This window comes from Methyloferula stellata AR4 (assembly GCF_000385335.1).
In the GTDB taxonomy this organism is placed as follows: Bacteria; Pseudomonadota; Alphaproteobacteria; order Rhizobiales; family Beijerinckiaceae; genus Methyloferula; species Methyloferula stellata.
This window is the reverse complement of the sequence record NZ_ARWA01000001.1, coordinates 2,172,607-2,191,360: the sequence shown is the minus strand read 5'-3', so window position 1 is coordinate 2,191,360 and position 18,754 is coordinate 2,172,607. Positions and strand designations below refer to the sequence as shown.

General features: G+C 62.3%; 1 protein-coding gene (cut by a window edge). It reads right to left on the bottom strand.

Going from position 1 to position 18,754, the window contains the following annotated elements; genetic code table 11:
- A protein-coding gene (locus tag A3OQ_RS0110835) for an LEPR-XLL domain-containing protein (RefSeq protein WP_020674451.1) crosses the window boundary here: on the bottom strand, window positions 1-18,754 show its 5' end (the start). The gene continues 24,140 nt to the left of window position 1, outside the view; the window shows 18,754 of its 42,894 coding nt (coding positions 1-18,754); its start codon is at window positions 18,752-18,754; its stop codon lies off the left edge, out of view.

Genomic DNA, 18,754 nt, shown 5'->3' with positions numbered 1-18,754 from the left:
CAGAGACGGTGATCGCGCCAACCTGATTGACGCTCGTCCCCAGCGACGAATTGGAAATATAGGCCTCGGTATTGGAGGTGATCAGGTTTTCGGCGCTCGCGCCGCCACCGGAGACCGAGACGCCGGCAGCGCCTGCCCCGCTGGCCGCGACGGAGGCCGTCACCGCCGTCGCATTGATATTGGCGTTATCCTCAGCCGTTACGCTGATGCCGCCGCCATTGGTCGTCACGCTCGCGGCGTTGGTCACATAGGCGGCGACATCGTCGCCGATCGTGTTGCTCGCGATCGAAAGGCCGATGGAGACGGCAACGCCCGCCGCGCCGCCGAAGCCGCCGGCGACCGAAGCCGCGCCGACGAGCGCCGTAATGGTTGATCCATCGCTGGCATCGACCGTGAGGCCGCCGGATGCGATCGACGCCCCGCCCTCATCGACATAGGCGGTGATATCGACCGATATTGTGTTGATATCCGAAACGCCAGCCCCACTGGCACCGACGCCGGCCGCGCCACCGCCGGCGATGGCAACCGCGCCCGCGGCCGTCGTCGCGTTGATCGTCTCGGTCGAATGCGCCTCGACGTCGACGAGGCCGGAGGCCTCGACCGGCGTGTCGAGCATATAGGCCTTGACCGCGCCGGTGCCCGTCAGGGTTCCGTCGGTGATCTGGTTGAAGGCGAGTGAGACGCCGATCGCGACGCCAACGCCAGCCTCACCGCCGAAAGCCACCGACGCCGCGACCGCGGCGACCAAAGCCTGGATCGTCGACGTATCGTTCGATGTGACCGTGACGGCGCCGACCTTATTGGCCGAAGTCCCGAGCGTTGAATTCGAAATATAGGCCACGCTCATCGCTTGGATGAAATTCTCAGCCGTAGCGCCGCCGCCAGCGACAGCGACCCCGGCCGCGCCGCCGATCGCCAGCGAGATCGCGGCGGCGACGGAGGAGGCCTCGATATCCGCGCCTTCCACAGCGGTGACGCTGACATTGCCGCCATTGGTCGTCAGAAGCGGCACGCCTGTGATATAGGCCGTGACCGGATCCGTGATCGAATTATCCGCGATGGAAAGGCCGATCGCGACGGCGACGCCTGCTTCGCCGCCGAAACCGCCGGCAAGAGCCGCCGCACCGGCTATGGCATTGATCGTCGAGGAATCGCTCGCGGCCACTTTGACGCCGCCGGACGCGATCGAGCTGGTGCTGCCACCATCGATATAGGCTTTGATGGTAACATTGCTTTGGTTGATGACGCCGACGCCTGCGCCAGACACGCCGACACCCGCCTCGCCGCCGCCGGACAGTGCCACCGAGCCCGCGAGCGTCGTCGCGTTGATGGTCTCCTGTGCATTGGCCTCGACATCGACAAGGCCATTGCCCGTAATCGACGTTCCGGAAATATAGGCGAGGACTTCGCCCGTACCGGTCTCGGTGCCGTCGCTGATCCTGTTATGGGCGTAGGCGACGCCGATGGCGACGCCGACACCGGCTTCACCGCCGAAACTCACCGACGCGGCGACCGCTGCGATCAACGCTTCGATCTCGGAATCATCCGTCGCCGTGACGGTGATGGCGCCGACAGGATTGCCTGCTGTGCCGACCGTCGAATTGGAAATATAGGCCGAAGTAACCGCGCCAACGAGATTTTCCGCCGTGGCGCCGCCACCCGCGACGGCTACACCCGTCTCGCCGCCGATTCCGACCGAGATCGCCGCGGCGACCGACGTTGCGTGGATCTTCGCGTTTTCGGCCGCTGTGACCTTGAGCGCATAGCCGGTCGTCGTCAGCGACGTCACGCCCGTGATATAGGCCGTGACCGGATCGTTGATGATATTGGCCGCGATCGACAGGCCGATCGAAACGCTGATGCCAGCCTCGCCGCCGAAGCTGGCGCTGATTGCCGCGGCACCGGCCGTCGATGTGATCGTCGCCGTGTCGGAGGCCGCCACGGTCACAGTGCCATCCGCCGCGATCGACTGCGTGCCGCCGCCATCGACATAGGCCGAGACGCCGACGGAGATCGTATTCATCACCGCGACGCCGGCACCGGCGACGCCGACGCCGGTTTCGCCGCCGCCCGAAAGCGCCGCCGCGACCGCGACGGTCAGTGCCGTGATGGTTCCTTTCGATGTCGCCTCGACATCGACGCTGCCATTGCTGGTGATCGACGATCCCGACACAAAGGCCTTGACGGTGCCGGAACCAAATCCGGTCGCATCGCCGATCTCATTATAGGCAAGCGAAACGCCGATCGCGACGCCGGCGCCGCTCTCGCCGCCGATGCCGGCCGTCGCCGCAATGGCCGCGATCGTCGCGGCGATCGTGGAATCATCCGTCGCGGTAACGGTCACCGCGCCGACCTGATTGCCGGTCGTGCCCAAATCCGAATTGTAGACATAGGCCTGCGTATCGGCCTCGATGAAATTGCCTGCCAAGGCGCCGCCGCCGGCGACCGCCGTGCCGCTTTCGCCGCCGATCGCGACCGAAATCGCCACAGCGGCGGAGGTCGCGTCGATCGTACCGCCCTCCTCCGCCGTCACGGACACTGCGCCGCCGTTCGTCGTCAAGGTGGGAACATTGGCGATGACCGCGGTCACGGGATCGGTGATCGAATTGCGTGCGAAGGAGACGCCGATCGCGACATTGGTGCTCGATTCGCCGCCGAAGCCGCCTGCGACGGAACCGGCCTCAACGGTCGCTTCGATCGTCGCTGTGTCGGCCGCCGCGACGGTCACACCGGTCGATGAAATATCATAGGTTGGCGTATCGGCCGTCGTGCCATTGCCGCCGTCGATGGTCGCGCTCACGCCGACCGCGACTTCATTGAAGGCGAAGGCGCCCGCGCCGGTCACGCCGACATCGGATTCACCGCCGCCCGACAAGGCCACAGCCGCGGCGGCAACCGTCGAGGTGATCGTCTGACTCGATGTCGCGGCGACATCGATGGCGCCGCTGTTGATGGCCGAACCGCTGATCCAGGCCGTGACTTCGCCGGTGCCGGTGTCGGTGCCGTCGCCGATCCTGTTATGGGCGAGCGATGCACCGATGGAGACGGCTGTCCCATCCTCTCCGGCGAAAGACACGCTGCCGGAGACCGCGGCGACGAGCGCGTCGATGGTGGATGAATCCGTCGCCGTGACATCGAGCGCGCCGACGGCATGTCCCGCCGAACCGACTGTGGTGTTCGTAAGGCTTGCAGTCGTGAAAGCGCCGATCAAATTGTCGGCGAGCGAACCGCCGCCAGCAACGCTTAGACCGTTCTCACCGCCGGCAGCGATCGACAGCGCCGCCGCAACGGATGTCGCCTGGATCTGGGCTTGCTGATTCGCCTCAACGGTGATCGGCGCGCCTGTCGCGGTGATCTGCCCGGCATTATCGACCGTAGCGATGACCGTATCTTGGATCGTATTGCGGGCGATGCCGATGCCGATCGTGATCGCCTTGCTGCCGGTGCCGGACAAATTGGCGGTGACCGCGGCCGCGCCATCGAGCGAGTTGATCGTCGCGGCGTCCGTGGCAGTGACGGTCAGTCCGCCGGACGAATTGACGCCCGTCGTGATCGTCGTCGTATTCTGGACGGTCGCCGTGATATTGGCGGCGATCTTGTTTTCCGTATAGACGCCGGCCGCCGAGGCGCCGTACGTGCTTTCGGAACTACCGCTGCCTTTCGAGCTTTCGCCGCTGCCGCTTTGACCCTTCGGCTGTTCGGTTGGGTTCGTCGGCGTCGACGCTTCTTTCGGATTCGTCGAGCTCGTCGGGTTTGTCGCGCTTTTCGGCGTCTGAGGCGGCGTCGTGTCCGTTGTCGGCGTCGTGGTGGGCGGCTTATCAGCCGGCTTTTTCGGATCCGGCGTCGAGGCCGGAGTCGTCGTCGTGGTCGTGCCGGTGAGGAAACCAAGTCCGGCGCCAAGCGTCGAAATCACCGATCCAGCCGTCGTGGATGCCGTGCCGCTGCCGCCGGAACTGCCGTTGCTGCCGGCCTGCCACAGGCTCGTATTCGTATAGTCCTGATTATAGAGATCGAGAGAAGCGCCTGACGAACCGATATAGGTGTAGACCGCGCCGATCGTGCCGCCGATCTTCGCCCAATCCGTCGGATCGGCGGTAAAACTGGTGGTGCTGAGATCGACGCTCGCGCCCGACGCGCCGAGATAGCGATAGACCGTGCCGTCGCTCGCCTCGACCGTATTGCCGGCGGCCAAAGTCTCGGTGCCCTGGCTGACATTATAGGTCGGCGAATCGTAGCCGGCCGCGATTTCAACCGTATCGCCATTGTTGACAGTGCGGGTTTCGGTCGTTTTGCCTGAGTCAGGCTCTGTCTGATAGGTCGGCGGAGTGGTCGAGCCGGAGAGCGCGCTCGAAATGACGCCGCCCAAACCGATCAATATGCCGCCGCCCGCACCGAAGCCCGTCGATGTGCTCGTGGTGCTGCCTTGCGCGGCGCCGGTTTCATTCGGCGACGTGGTCGTGGTGGTCTTGGCCGGATCTCCGGAGGTTGACGTCGACTCGGTGCCGTTCCCGGACTCGCCCGCCGCGCCGCCGCCCGCCTCGGCCTGATTCGTCTCGGAGCCACCTTTGACGTCCGAGCCTTCGTTGACCGTCGTTCCGTTGGCATTGCCTTCGTCGGTCGGCTTCGTATCGCCCGTGGTCGGATCGGTCGTCTTGCCTTCGCCCTCTTCCTGAGCCGAATTGGGTTCTTTGGTGGTTTCGTCGCCCTTGCCCGTGCCTGTCGTCTGCGCGCCGCCACCGCTGCCGCCGCTGCCGCTCGAAACTGTGACACCGACGGAGACCGCGGCCGTTGTCGCATTGACCGTAGCCGTGGAGCCGGACGTGACCGAAACGGCGCCATGTGCCGTAAGCGAGCCGCCGCTCACATTCGCCGACACGATGATGGGATCGCTCGAATCCTCGGTCTCATCGGCGACGGTGCCGCGCCATCCGATCAGGTTGAGGGAGACCGCCGCGCCGATGGCAACGACATTCGATGCTGCCGGACTGAAATTCACGGCGGCGCTGATGCCGGTGACAATGGCTTCGATGTCGGAGGAGTCGGTCGCCGAGACCGTGATATTGCCGGGAACCAAGCCCGAGGCCAGCGCCGAAACATTGACGCTCTGCGTGTAGGCCTCGACATTGCCGAGAATCGTATTGATGGCGACAGCGCCGCCGCCGCCGATGCTGTTTGAGCTGCTGATCGAGCCGCCGATCGCAATCGCTGTATAAGAGGCCGAGGACGCAATCGCCGTCGCCTGCTTGGCGATGACCTTGACGTTGCCGTCATTGGTCTTGAGCGTGTTGACGTTCAAGACATAGGACGAGACATTGGCTTCGACGATATTGCGGACGATGCTGAGCCCGATGCTCGTGTTGTTGCCCGCCGTATCTTGCGTGAAGCCGACACCGAGCTGGACGACCGGGGCCGAGACCGTGGAATCGATTTTTGCGAGCGTATCCTGCGCTTCGATATCGATATCGCCCGACGTCGTCGTCACCGCCAAGGCGGAATTGGCCGTATTGTCGATATAGGCATTGGTACCGGACGCGACGCGGTTGAAGGCGATCGTCGCGCCGACGCTGTAGCCGGGCTCGCCAAGAGCCGTCACCGAGTCGCTGACGGTCGAGGTAATCTGCGCGCTGTTCGTCGCTTCGACCGAAATGCCGGTGTCCGCAGACACCGAGCTATTGCTGATATAGGCGTCGACTTGATCTGGCTGCTCGCTGGAAAGATCGGTGCCGAACAGGCCATCGATCGTGTCGTAGAGAAGATTGCCTTGGATGCCGATCGCGTTGAAGGCGAGAACGACGCCGACGGCGTTGCCGTTCGAACTGGTCGTCGCCGCCATCAGCGCCGAAATATCCGCGGTTGAGGTCGCCTCGACCGAGACCGAGCCATCCGTCGAAGTCAAAGACGAGTTGGTCGCATAGGCCTGCGTGGATTCGAGTATGGTGTTTTCGGCAATCGCGGCATTGACCGCCAGCGAATTGCCGCCTGCGAACGGGCTGAAGGCCGACGAGGTGACGTCGCTATTGTTGCTCGCGGTGATCGATCCGGCGCGCGTGGCAGAGATCAGAATATTGCCTTGGCCGTTCAGCGTCGTGTTGTTGACGCTCGCCCGGACGGTGCCCGTTACGTCATTGATGGCGAGCAGGCCGCCGCCCGCCGTCGCGCTGGTTTTGCTGAAGCTGATTTTCGCAATATCGCCCAGAATCGTATTGAGCGGGCTCGCTGTTACGTCGAGCCACAGCGAGGTATCGCCGTAATCGGTCGTCGCAAGGTTGATATCGGTCCCTTGCGCGACCGACCCGACGAACGCGTAGACGTCGCCGACATTGCCGAGGAGCTCCCAATCATTCGGATTGCTGGTCGGCGTATCGGTTGCAAGGTCGACGGTTCCGGGCGTTCCTTTATACCGGTAAAGCGTCGCCGGTGTGTTGGGCGGCGCGGTGATCGGAGCCGGCATGCTGACCAACGTGCCGACCGCGAGCATGGCAGGCGTCGAGGTCGCCGTGCCGCCGACCGGCGCGACGGGGAAGCTGAGTTCGGCGGCAGGCAGGACTTGGACGGGAAGATCATTGCCGACGAGCTGCCATTGGCCCGGCTGCGTCGTGGGATTATTCGCCGTCGACAAGCTGGAAATGTCGAAGGTGCCGGGAGCTCCCTTGTATTGGTAGATTTCCGCTTCGCCGGTCGGAGACGCGGACGCTGGGAGTTCGACATAGGTGCCAGGCGTCAGCGCCTGCATATTCGCCGTCGTTCCACCGAATTGGAGCGCGGCGCTGGTCGGGTAAAGCAGCGTCTGAGTGCCGGAATAGTTGGTGTATTGATAGCTGTTCAGGAGCTGCTGGAGGAAAGTCGTCGCAAAGCTGACGCCGTAATTATTGACCGCGGTCGCCGAGGCGACGAGGACGTCAACGGCCGCCAGTATCGTGCCGTTGTCGGCGGTGATCGAAATTTTGCCGCCGGTCGATTGGACGAGATTGTTCGACGCGCCTGTATTGTCGATATAGGCGAGCGACGAACTGTTCAGCAGGTTCTGCCCGACGGTTGCGCTGACCGCCAAAGTGCTAGTGCCCTTGAACGCCGTGAACGAAGAGATCGTCTCGTTCGTCGTGGTCGCACTCACTGTCGCGGTATTGTCCGCCGTGATTGCAATGTCGCCCGACGCGGTGACGGATGTGTCGGAGAGATAGGCCGTGTCGTTTGCCGGATTCGGCGTACCAATGAGGTTGGGATCGCCCGTCAAAGAATTGATTAAGTCTGTGATCCAGTACCCCGCATCCCAGCCGACCGAATTGAACGCGAGCTGCACGCCGACGCCATTGCCGCCGCTCGAAATCGTGGCCGCGTTCGTCGATGTGAAAGTCGCCGTATCGTCGGCTTCGACATCAAGGCCGCCGGCGGTCGCCGTGATCGCCGAACCCGTAATATGGGCATCGGCCGAATCCTGCATCGAATTCACGGTGATGACAGCGTTGACGGCCCAGGTCGTACCCGAGCCGTCGAGATAACTGCCGCCGTTCATGACAACGGCGGAATTGTTGGTGGCCGACATTGTCGCGGCCTCGGTCGCAAGAACCGAAACCTCACCGCCGGCCTGGAGCGTCGTGTTCGTGATCGTCGCTTTGGCGCCGCCGCGGTCGTCGTTCAGCACGATCAGAGCGCCGACCGAAACGGCGTTGGACCCGGTGATATTATTGCCCTGCGGAACGATCTGCGAGATCAGCGACGACTTCCAGAACGCCGTATCGGTGTAATTCTGCGCATGCAGATCGAGATTGGCGCCGGTCGCAGCCGTACCCATATATTCGTAAACGACGTTCTGCTGGCCGACATAAAGCCAATTGGTCGAGTCGGTCGAATAGGACTGCGCGAGCAGGTCGACGGGCGATGTCGAGCTGCCGAGATATTGATAGACCTTGCCGCTCGCGTTGACCAACTCGCCCGTTTTCAGCCTGGCCGATCCCGCCGAAGTACTGACATCCGCGACGAGCCGTACCTCGTTGCCGTAAACGACGTTGCGGATCGTCGTAAGGCCTGTGCCGTCCGGGGTGGTCACATAATTGGCAGGCTGCAATTGATCGATCGAGTTCTGCAGGATCGAAGCGCCGCCGTCGGTCGTCGTCAGCGCCGAGGAGACCAGCGTGACATTGGAATAAAATCCCGACGTGTCATTGGCCACGACCGAGACGGTCCCGCCAGCCTGAACGTCCTTGGTGACGCCAGCCGCGGTCAATAGATTCGAACTGATGCCGGTCTCGTCGATATAGGCATTCGCCGCGCCGTTGTTTTTGTTCGAGGCGAGCGTACCGCCGAAGGCGAGCGATGAATTGTCAGCCTTCTTGGTTCCGGAAATCGCCGAAGAGGTCGATTCAGCGGCGTTGCTGACCGTCGCGTTGATTTGCGAGTTATCCGTCGCCGTGACAGACACGTCGCCGCCCGCGTTTACGGCCGAATCGAAGATATAGGCCGTGGTGTTCGCCGCATCCGGCGCGGTACCGGGGATGAGCGACGAGTCGCCGGCAAGAACATCGAGCGTGTTGTAGAGGATGTTCTGGGTCGCCCAGCCCACGGAATTATAAGCGAGCGTGAGGCTCTTGGCGCTTTCGGCGCCGCCGCCCAAAGTCGTGGACGAGCCGAGCACCGTGGCGTTCATCTGCTGGTTGTCTTGCGCGCTGACATCCACGTCGCCGCTGGCGATCAGAACTGCCCCGGTGGCGAAAGCCTGCGCCGTCGACAATACGCTGTTTGTCGCCGCCTGGCCGTTGGCGGCGGAGACTGTGCCGCTGCCGAAGGTGCTGCCGCCGGACGACGCGACGTTGCTGATTTCGGCCGCGACCATGGTCGATGCTTCATTCGCCGTGATCGCAATGTTGCCGGCCGTCGCTTTAATGACGCTGCCAGCATCGATCTCGGCGATTGCCGAACCTTTGACTTCGTTGAAGACGATCTGACCGCCGACCGAACTCGAATTGGAATCGGTCAGATTCCCGATCGACGGCAATAATGCGCTGACGAGGTCCGATGGCGCCTGCAGTTTCCAGTCGGCGGTATCGGTGGCGTAATTCTGACTCCCGAGATCGACCGGGTTGGTGCTGCTGCCAACATATTCGTAAGTCCCACCGGCGCCATTGCCGCCGGTATAATATGTCGGAACGTAAACGAGGCTGCCGCCGCCCAGTACAGGGACGCCGGCCACCAAAGTGCGCGGCCCGGACTCGGCGGTGTAGTCGAACGTATCGGCGGTCAATCCAATTACGAGACCGGTCAACGCGTTCAGCGTGTCCGTCGTATTGGTCGCATCATCCGAGTCGCTCATCGAGGTCATCGACGCGCTATCGGTCGCCGACACGGTGACGGATGCGCCGGTGATTTTCGAGGGCGTACTCGCGGACGAATCGTCGATATAGGCATGCGCGCTGCCGGCGACCTTGTTCATGGCGAGCAGCGCCCCGGCGCTCGAGCCGGTCTTACCGAACTTGGCCGCCTTGCCAGCGTCCTTGCCCGCATAAATATTGACCGCACCGTCCGGCAGGGCGAGGTCATTATTGGCGGTGATCGTAAGTTCGTTGCCCGTCGTCGCCGTGAGAGCCGAAGCGCTGACGGCGGTGACCGCCACGGCCGCAGCGGCGGTGACGGTCGAGTCTTGGATATAGGCATCGGCGTCGTCGGGCGTTGCGACCGGCCAAAGATCGTCCCCGAGAATCGCATCGACCGTGTTTTGGAGGATATTCGCCGCGGCGTAACCAACCGAGTTGAACGCGGCGATGACGCCGAGATTGCCGAGCGTTACGCTGCCCTTGTCATTGGTGGGCAGGATGTTCGCGCCATCCTTGCCGAGCACCTGGGTCTGCGCCGTCGCGGTGATCGTCGAACTGTTGTTCGCGCTGACCGAGACCCCACCGGCGCCGGTCTGAGTGACGTTGCTCGCCAGAATATAGGCCTGCGCTCCGGCAAGGACCATATTGGTAACGAATACGGCCGAGGCACCGCCCTTCGCGGCGACGTCGCTCGTATCATTGGAAGTCAGCGTCGCCGTATCTTGCGCCGAGATCGTCACGCTGCCATTCGTGGCCGTGACGCTGCTCGAATTTGCGATATAGGCCTCGACAGTGCCGCGCACGTCGTTGCGCGCAACGAGATAGGCCGTCGAATTCGCCGTGCCGGTGCTCTTGCCGAGGAATTTGACGAGGTCCTTGCCGGCGTTCGATGGGAATAAAGTCGTCGCCTGAACCGGCTTCCACAGGCCAAGGTCGTTGAAGCTTCCCTGCACCGTCCCGGCGGTGGTCAGCGCCTGCGTGTGGCCGAGATCGACCGAGGAATTATCCGGGCCGTAATATTCATAAACGGTGCCGTTCGCCGCCCGCACCATATTGCCGAGCGACAAAGTCTGGACGCCCGATTGGTCCGTATATTCGTAACTGTCGAGGAGCTGGTTCGCGAATTTGCTGAGGAGGCTTGCGCCCAGGTCGTTCGTGACGCTGGCTTCGCTTGAAAGCGACGTGTTCGACGTCACCGTGGACGTGTCCTGCGCGCTCACATTGATCGAAAGCGCCCTCGTCGTGCCGCCTTGAATGAAGGCTTGCGCGGTGCCGGTGACCATATTGCTCGCGAGCGCGCCGCCGATCGTTTGCGCGTTCCCGTCGAAAAGGCCGGTGAAGGCAGAGGTGGCATCGTTCGACAGGTTCGCTGTGAGCGTCGAATCGTTTGTCGCCGTCACCGAAAGCGCGCCGGTCGCGGTCACTGTCGAACCCGTGATCGACGCCGTGTCGGTCGCGGGCGACGAACCCAGGAAGTTCGTAGTCAGCAGCGTATTGACGATGTCGAGCCCGACATCGGTCGGCTCCCAGCCGACCGTGTTGAAGGCGAACAGAAGATCGAAAGCCGATCCGCTTCCGCTCGACGTCGTGGCCTGCTCGGTATTGGCGGTGAGCGAATCTGTATTCTCGGCATCGACCGTGACGGCGCCATCGCTGCCATCGGCAGTCAGGGTGCTGTTGGTTACAGTGGCGTTGGCCGCGCTCATGATCATGTTGGTCGCGAGCGTGATCGTCGCGGCCTCGGTCGTGCCCTGGCCGAAAATATTGCTGCCGGTCGCCGACGCCGCATTGTCGGTCACCGCCGAGATGACGGCGTTTTCGACCGCCTTGATTAGGATATTGCTGCTTGCCGCGGCGGTGTTGACTGTGCCGTTGAGACTCGTCGCGGTCTGCAGATTGGCCTTGGTGACAGTCGCGGTCGCGCCGCCACGGACATCGTTGAGGACGATCGCGCCGCTGTTGGCGCCAGAGTCCGAAGCGGTGAGGTTCTCGCCTTGCGGGACGAGTTGCGTGGTGCCGACCGGCTTCCAGAATTCCAGATTGGTGTAGTTCTGGGCATTGAGATCGGTGTTCATGCCGGTCGTGGCATTGCCCATATATTCGTAGACGCCGTTCTGGCCGCCGGTGATCTTCACAAATTCGGACGCGGTCGTCCCCGCCGGAAGATTGGTCAGGCTGAAGGTCTGCGGCTCGAAGTTTTGAATGTCGGTCGTGCCGGTATAGGCATAGACGGTCTGGCTGCCGTCGCTGTTGGATATAGTGAACTTCTGGTTCGACTTGAGGTCGCTGATCGTATTGAACGGATCGGTGTAATCAGCGTTTCCGTAGGTCGGCGACAGCCGCACCGTATCGCCGAATTGCAGGTTCTCGATATTCGTCTCGTGGCCGCTGCCGAGCGGCGGAGCGGTGGTGAAATCGGCCGGAACAATGTCGTTGAGCGCGGACTGCAGGATCGAGGCGCCATCGCTGCTGACCGTGGAGGAGTCCACGATCTTCACGTTGGAATAGATCTGTTCCTTGTCGTTCGCGGTGACCGAAATGCCGCCGCCCGCCTGCACGTTCGGCAAGGTCTGGGACAGGCCCGTTTCATCGATGAAGGCCAGCGCGGACCCGTTCACTTTGTTCGACGCTAGAAGACCGCCGAAATTGCCGCCGAGCTTGTTCTTGACGAAACTGGCATTGGCTCCGCCGTAGAGCGCCGAATTTGTCGAATCGGCGGCATTGCTCATCGTCGCATTGATCTGCGCCGCGTTGATGGCGCCGACGGCTATATTGCCCGCAGCCTTGACGACGCTGCCGATGATCGCGGCAACCGTGTTGCTCGGATCCGGCCCGCCGAACACGCCCGGATCGACGAGCGTCCAGTCGGAAGAATCCGTCGATGGATTGACCGTGCTCAGATTGACGTCCGTCGCCTCGCTGCCCGTATAGCGATAGACGCCATTGTCGAAACTGACCGTCTGGCCGTTCTTCAGGTCGGGGATCAGTCCGTCCTGATTGCTGTAGGTCGGCGTGGGATTGATATAAGGATCGTCGGTGATCGCGTTGATGGCCTGGCTCAGGATGTTGACTGGAACCCAGCCGATCGAATTGAACGCCAGCGAGAAGCTATAGGCGCTCTGAGTGCCACCGCCGCTCGTCTGCGCCGCGGCATGGACGCGGGCATCGAGGATCGCATCGTTCGATGCGTCGACCGTGACATTGCCGGCCGCCGTGACCGTCGCCAGTTCGATCAGCGCGTCGGCGTGAGATTGAACGACGTTGGTCGCGGCCTGGCCGTTGGCGGCAAGCACCGTGCCGCCGCCGAAGGTGCTGCCGCCGGACGTCGAGATATTGCTCGTCACCTCGGCGTAAAGCTGCGCCTGCTCGGTGGCAATCACCTGGACGTCGCCGACCGTGGCATTGATCACCACCCCCGGCTCGATGATGCTCTTAGCGGACCCGACGACCTCGTTATAGACAATGTCGCCGCCCACGGCGCGGGCGTTGGAATCGGTGAGATTGCCAAGCTGCGGCACCAGCGAATTTATGAGGCTGGCGTTTGAAAGCTGCGTCCAGTTCGGATCAGTCGCATAGTTCACGCTGCCGAGATCGAGTGTCGGCGTGCCGGTTCCGGTATATTCGTAAATGCCGCCCCTGTTGCCGCCGACGACCGGATCAGCCGTATCGGTCGGAATATAGACGAGCGTGCCATTCGACACTTCCTGGCTGCCTGATTCATTCGTGAAGTTGAACGTCGGCAGGAACTGCTCGATGAAGCTGGTCAGCGCGTTCAGATTGTCGGTCGTCGCGGTCGAATCGACGATCGAACTCGTCGCCGTCATGACCGCATCGTCATTGGACGTGACGCTGACCGATCCCGCCTGCACATTGGTCGTGTCGGCTGTGGCGTCCGATTTGCCGATATAGGCAATGGATTCGCTCGCGACCTTGTTCATGGCAAGGAGTGCGCCGGCGCTGCCGCCAGCCTTGCCGAACTTCGCCGCGATGGCGAAATCGTTGAGCGCCGTCGCCTGCGTCTCGTTGCCGTCGACCGCGGTGATGGCAGCGCTCGTCGTGGCGCTCAGCGAAACGGCACCCGCCGCCGTGATGGCCGAACCGGTGATATAGGCCTCGGAAACGTCCGGCTGCTCGCCGCCGAACACCGGGCTGATCGACGAATTGTCATTGGGCGTATTGCCCGAAACGACATCGCCGCCGAGCAACAAGTCGACCGTCGAGGCCAGTATGTTCTCCGACTGCCATCCGATGGTGTTGAAGGCCAGGATGAAGCCAAGATCGCCGTAGCCCTTGCCGAGACCTTTCGCGGCGACAATGCCGGCCGAGTCCTTCCCATTGACCGAAGTCAGGGCATTGGCGCTGATCGAGGCCTCGTCCGTGGAGATCAGCGTCACGCCGCCGGCAACACCCTGCTGCGTGACGGTGCTATCAAGGATATAGGCGTGCGAGCCGGAGAGCACGAGGTTGGTGACGACAACGCCCGACGCCCCGCCTTTGGCGCCGCCGATCTCGCTCGAGTCGGTCGCGTTGATCGTCGCATGATCCGTGGCAGTCAGCGACACGCCGCCATTGGTGGCCGTCACCTGCGTCGTATTCTGAATATAGGCGGCGACATCGCTGCGGACATCGTTGCGCGCGACGAGACCATTCAGCGCGTCGGCCTCGCCCGTCTTCTTGCCGAGCTCTTTGACCAGATCCTTGGCCGCATTGGTCGGGATCAGCGTGAACGACGTCACCGGCGTCCACAGACCGTCGTTGTTGAAGCTGTAAGACGGCGTGAGATCGATCGACGTGCCATCGGCGCCGTAAAATTCGTAGATCGTGCCATTCGCGGCGCGCACCATGTCGCCCAGATTCAGGGTCTGCTGGCCGGATTGATCCGTATATTTATAGGTGCCGAGGATCTCGCCGGCGACATCGTCAGCCAATCCATTCGCGATTCCGGCGCCGAGCGTATCTGTTGCGCTCGCCTCGCCGACAAGGGCCGTGTTATCGATAATCGACGCTTTATCCGTCGCCGTCAGCGCGACCGAGGCGGCGCTCGTCGTCCCACCGCTGATGAAGGCATGCGCTTCGCCGTTCACCATATTGCTCGAAAGCACACCGTCATATTCGGTGACGTTCGCGTTGTAGAAAGCGGTAACCGCCGCCGTCGAATTGTTTCCAAGCGTTGAGGAAATCGAGGCCGCGTCATTAGCATTCAGCGTCAGCGCGCCATCGGCTGTGACCGTCGAATTTGTCAGCGACGCCTCGACATCGGCCGGATTGGCGCTGCCGATATTGGTGTCGGCGAGAGCATCAATAGCATCAAAGAGAATGTTGGTGGCGGACCAGCCGACCGTGTTGAAGGCCAACAAAAGGCCCGCGGTCGTGCCGTCCGACGTCGTCGCCTGCTCGGTCTTTGCCGTAATCGAAGCCGTATTTTCGGCATCGAGCGTAACGTTGCCCGTGTTGTTCGCAACAGTCCCGTGGGCCGTCAGGCTGCTCGACGTGACTGTCGCCATCGCCGAGCCGGTGACCGTGTTGGTCGCGATGGTCGCACCGACGGCGAGCGAATGTCCCGTGCCGAACTCCGACTGGCCCGTCGAGGTGCCGCTATTGTCGTTCGTCGCGGTGATTGTCGCCGTATCTTTGGCGAGAACCGAAATATTGCCGTTGGTTGCGGTCAGGACGCCATTGGTGATCGTGGCCGAGGCGCCGCCATTCACGACATTGAGGACGACCGAGCCGCCGACGGCGAAAGCACTCGGATTCTTGAGATCGAGGTCCGCGGGCGTGACCTGGAACTCGACGTCTTCCTTCCAGTAATTCAGGTCGGTGTAATCATTATATTGGCTGAGGGTCTTGGTCCCGTTCGAAGCGCCCATAAACTGATAGATGACGCCGAGCGTACCCTTGACCTGCACCCAATTTGAATTGTTGGCATAGTCCTGGGTTTCGAGATCGATGGGATTGACTGGCGTCGTGCCGACATAGCGATAGAGATTGCCGCCGGTGCCAAGGTCGGCGGGAGAACCTGGCGTCACATAGACGATATCGCCCGTGGCGATCGAAACATCCTTGCTGTCCGTGTCGCCGAAGAGACCGAGATTGGTGTCGTAATTGGCCTCGAGCTTGACCTGATTGCCGAAGGCCGGCGTCGTCGAAGCCGCGGTCGACAGCAGATCGTAGGGCAGTTCAAGGCTCAGAACCTCATCGGGAATCTGCAAGCCGCCGTCGGTCGCCGACGTAGTATCGGTGACGATCAGGACATTGGAGTTGATCGTCGCCTCGTCGGTCGCCTTGACCGTGACCGAGGTTCCGCCTTGAACGGCGTCGCTCGGGGCGCCGCTCTCGTCGATTTTCGCGATGGCTTGGCGATTGACCTTATTGGTCGCGAGCACGCCGCCGGCGCCGCCGCTATAGCTCGGGTAATAAGTCGATGTCTGCGTCGCGCGCACCGTATTGCTCACGGTCGCATTGACCGAGGCATTGGCAACCGCAGCGACCAGGACAGCGCCCGCGGCAGTGACGACACTATTGGTGATCGTGGCCTGAACAGCCGTTGTCGCCGTCGATTGCTGGCTGAAGAAAGTCGTACCGATGAGATCGTCGAGCGTCTCGAGAGCCTGATCGGCCGAGGTCAGAGTGTGACCCCCGCTGGTATGGGTCGGAGCGCCTGGGTCCGAAGTCGCGATCCAGCCGATGGTGTTGAAGGCGACTGCGCCAGCCAGCGCGCCGCCGGCGCTGATGCCGCCGGTGGACGTGCCTGCCTGCGCCCGCGCATCGACGACGGACGTATCGCCGGCCAGCACCTGGACATCGCCGGCATTGCTCGTCGTAATCGTGCTGTTGCTGACAAGCGCGCTGATCGCGCCGAGCACGTAATTGTTGACGTAGGTCCCGGCGAAAGCAAATGACGCGAGATCGAGCCCGCTCGACAGGCTCTCGGTAGCCGCGTCGCCGATGATCTGCATCTGGTCCAGGGCCTGGACCAAAACGCTGCCAGCTGCCTGCACGGTCGAATTGCTGACAGAGGCAGTGATTATCTTGTCGACCGCGTTGATCGCGGAGGCCGCGTCAATATAGACGCCAGCGCCGCCGCCATATTCGCTGCTGCCGAAATCGTAGGACGTGGCCTGCGCGGTCACCGTCGAACTGTCGGTGGCGGTGATACCGACGCCGCCGGTGCTGGCGGTGATCGCATCCCAAGCCACGATCGCGTCGGTCTCGCCGATGATGCTGTTTGCCAGTATATGGGCGATGGAGCTGTAATTGGTCGCGCTTGTCGCCGAGAGAGCCAGGCTGCCGACATTGAGCTTTACGCCCGCGACCTCGGCGATCGTGACGTCGCCTTCACTGACCGAACTCCCGTCGGCGCCCGTGCCCTTATTGGTGCCGCCCGAAGCGTCGATATTAATCTCGCCCAACGCGTCGGAGTTCAGGGTAATGCTGATTGACCCGCCGCTCGTCGCTGCGATGTCCGCTGCGCCGGTGGCGCTGATCGGCGTTTGCGCCGATCCCGCCGTCGCGCCGGGATTACCGACGATGACAAGTGTGGAACGGGTGATCGTCGCGTTCGCAACGAGAGAATTGACCGACAGCGCACCGTTAACGATGGGCAGCGTGCTGATCGTGCCGGCGGCGAGCATCGTCGACGCATTCGTCGTGTCGTTCGCCGACAAGATGACTGCCTGGCCTGACGTTCCGATCGTCGACGCCCCGGTCTGCGTGATCGTCGCGGCGGCATTGACCGTAACCTCGGTCAGATTGGTGATGGTGGGCGTGACGCTGGCGAATATGCCGTCGGCGATCGCCTCGTCGCCGAGATCGCCCACCGAGATCGTCGAGTTGAACAAAGTGTTCGATTGGACATCCACCGTGCTGCCCGACAGCGCTGCTCCCGAGCCGATATTGATTTTCGCCGTATTCGAAGCCGTCAGCACCGCCGATGTAAAGTTCTGGCCCGGCGTTGCAGTGATATTGTCGGTTTGATCGATCGTGGCAAAGACGCTGAGGGCGGCGGTCGCATTGACCGTGCCGTTGAGCATGATGACCGCGCTGTTTACGGTGACGATCGTCGCCGTGTCGAGACCGACGGTGCCGTTCACGATGCTGTCGTTGGTGCCGCTGCTCGGGCTGCTGACGAATGTGCTGTGGTTGATGATGCCCGAATTGGCTTCAAGGTCGATCGTGCTGCCGCTGATCGTGCTGCCCGATAGCAGCGTGAGAACCGCACTGCCCGTCGAGCTAATGCTCGCATTCGCGGTATCGGTAGCCGTCTGATTTGCCGGAGCCGCCACCGCATCAAGCGTAACCCCGCCGGTGCCGCCGGCCACGACAGCACCATTATCGGCGATGATCGACTGCGCCGAGATCGAAATTCCATCGGAATCCGTCAGATGAGCGTTGGCAGTGATTTCGACCTTGGCACCGCCGCCGTCGATATTGAGGCCGGTGCCATAGGATGTGAAATCGATTGTGCCGTCGATGTTGAGCGTATTGCCCGACCCGACGATGACCTCAAACGGAGTCGCCGATGTATTCGGGACGACGCCGCTTATGGAGAAAGCGCTGTGGGTCGTGTCGGTAAACGTGAGCGTGCCGCCGCTCTGGGTCATGTCAATGACGTCGCCGGAGGGCGCAGTGGCGAAGCTCACCGACGCCGGATCGCCAATAAGCTCCGATTGGACATTGGTGTAATTGTAAGCCTGTCCGTCGATGGTCAGCGTATTGAAAAGAAGACCGGGCGAAGCGGCGACCGCCTCGTGCGTCCAGCTATTGAGAAGGATCGTATTGCCGCCGCCTGCGCCGCCGTCGAACACGCCGGACAGCGTGCCGCCCTGCTGGACGTTCAGCGTATCGTTGTTGTTCGCAGCGCCCGTGAGATTGGCGACATTGGTGAAACTCGCACTGACGCCGCCGCCCTGCACGCTACCCGTATTCTGGCCGGTCAGATTCCATTGGGTTGAAGCGCTGTTATCGAAGACGAGATTGCTGTTGCCCGTACCGCCATCGACAGAGATCGTCGGCGCCGCGACATTCTTGAAGGAATTCGCATCGATCGTCACCGTGTCATTGGTGTTGCCGAGATTGATCGAAACAGCGGAGATATTGTTCAGGGCGCCGAAGGCAAGGACGGCGCCGCCATTCGTCTGGTCGATGATCTGAACATTCTGCACCACGACGGTGGTGTTTTGAACCTGCTCGGTCTGCTGGACCAATTGGACGAGGAGCTGATGATCCTGCGCGACGGGCTGAGCCCCGTGCGCCATGTTCAAGGCGAGAACATCGGCGTTCAGCAGGACGCGCGATTCAAGCGCGTCGAAGATGAGGCGATCTCGCGGGGCTGCTACGTGGCGCCGGGCTCGGGCTGCCGAAAACCAGCGGCGGCGGGACCTTTCAGGACGAGGCACGGTAGGCTTGGGACGGCCAAAGAGACCGATCGACGCGAACGGAAAAGCCAC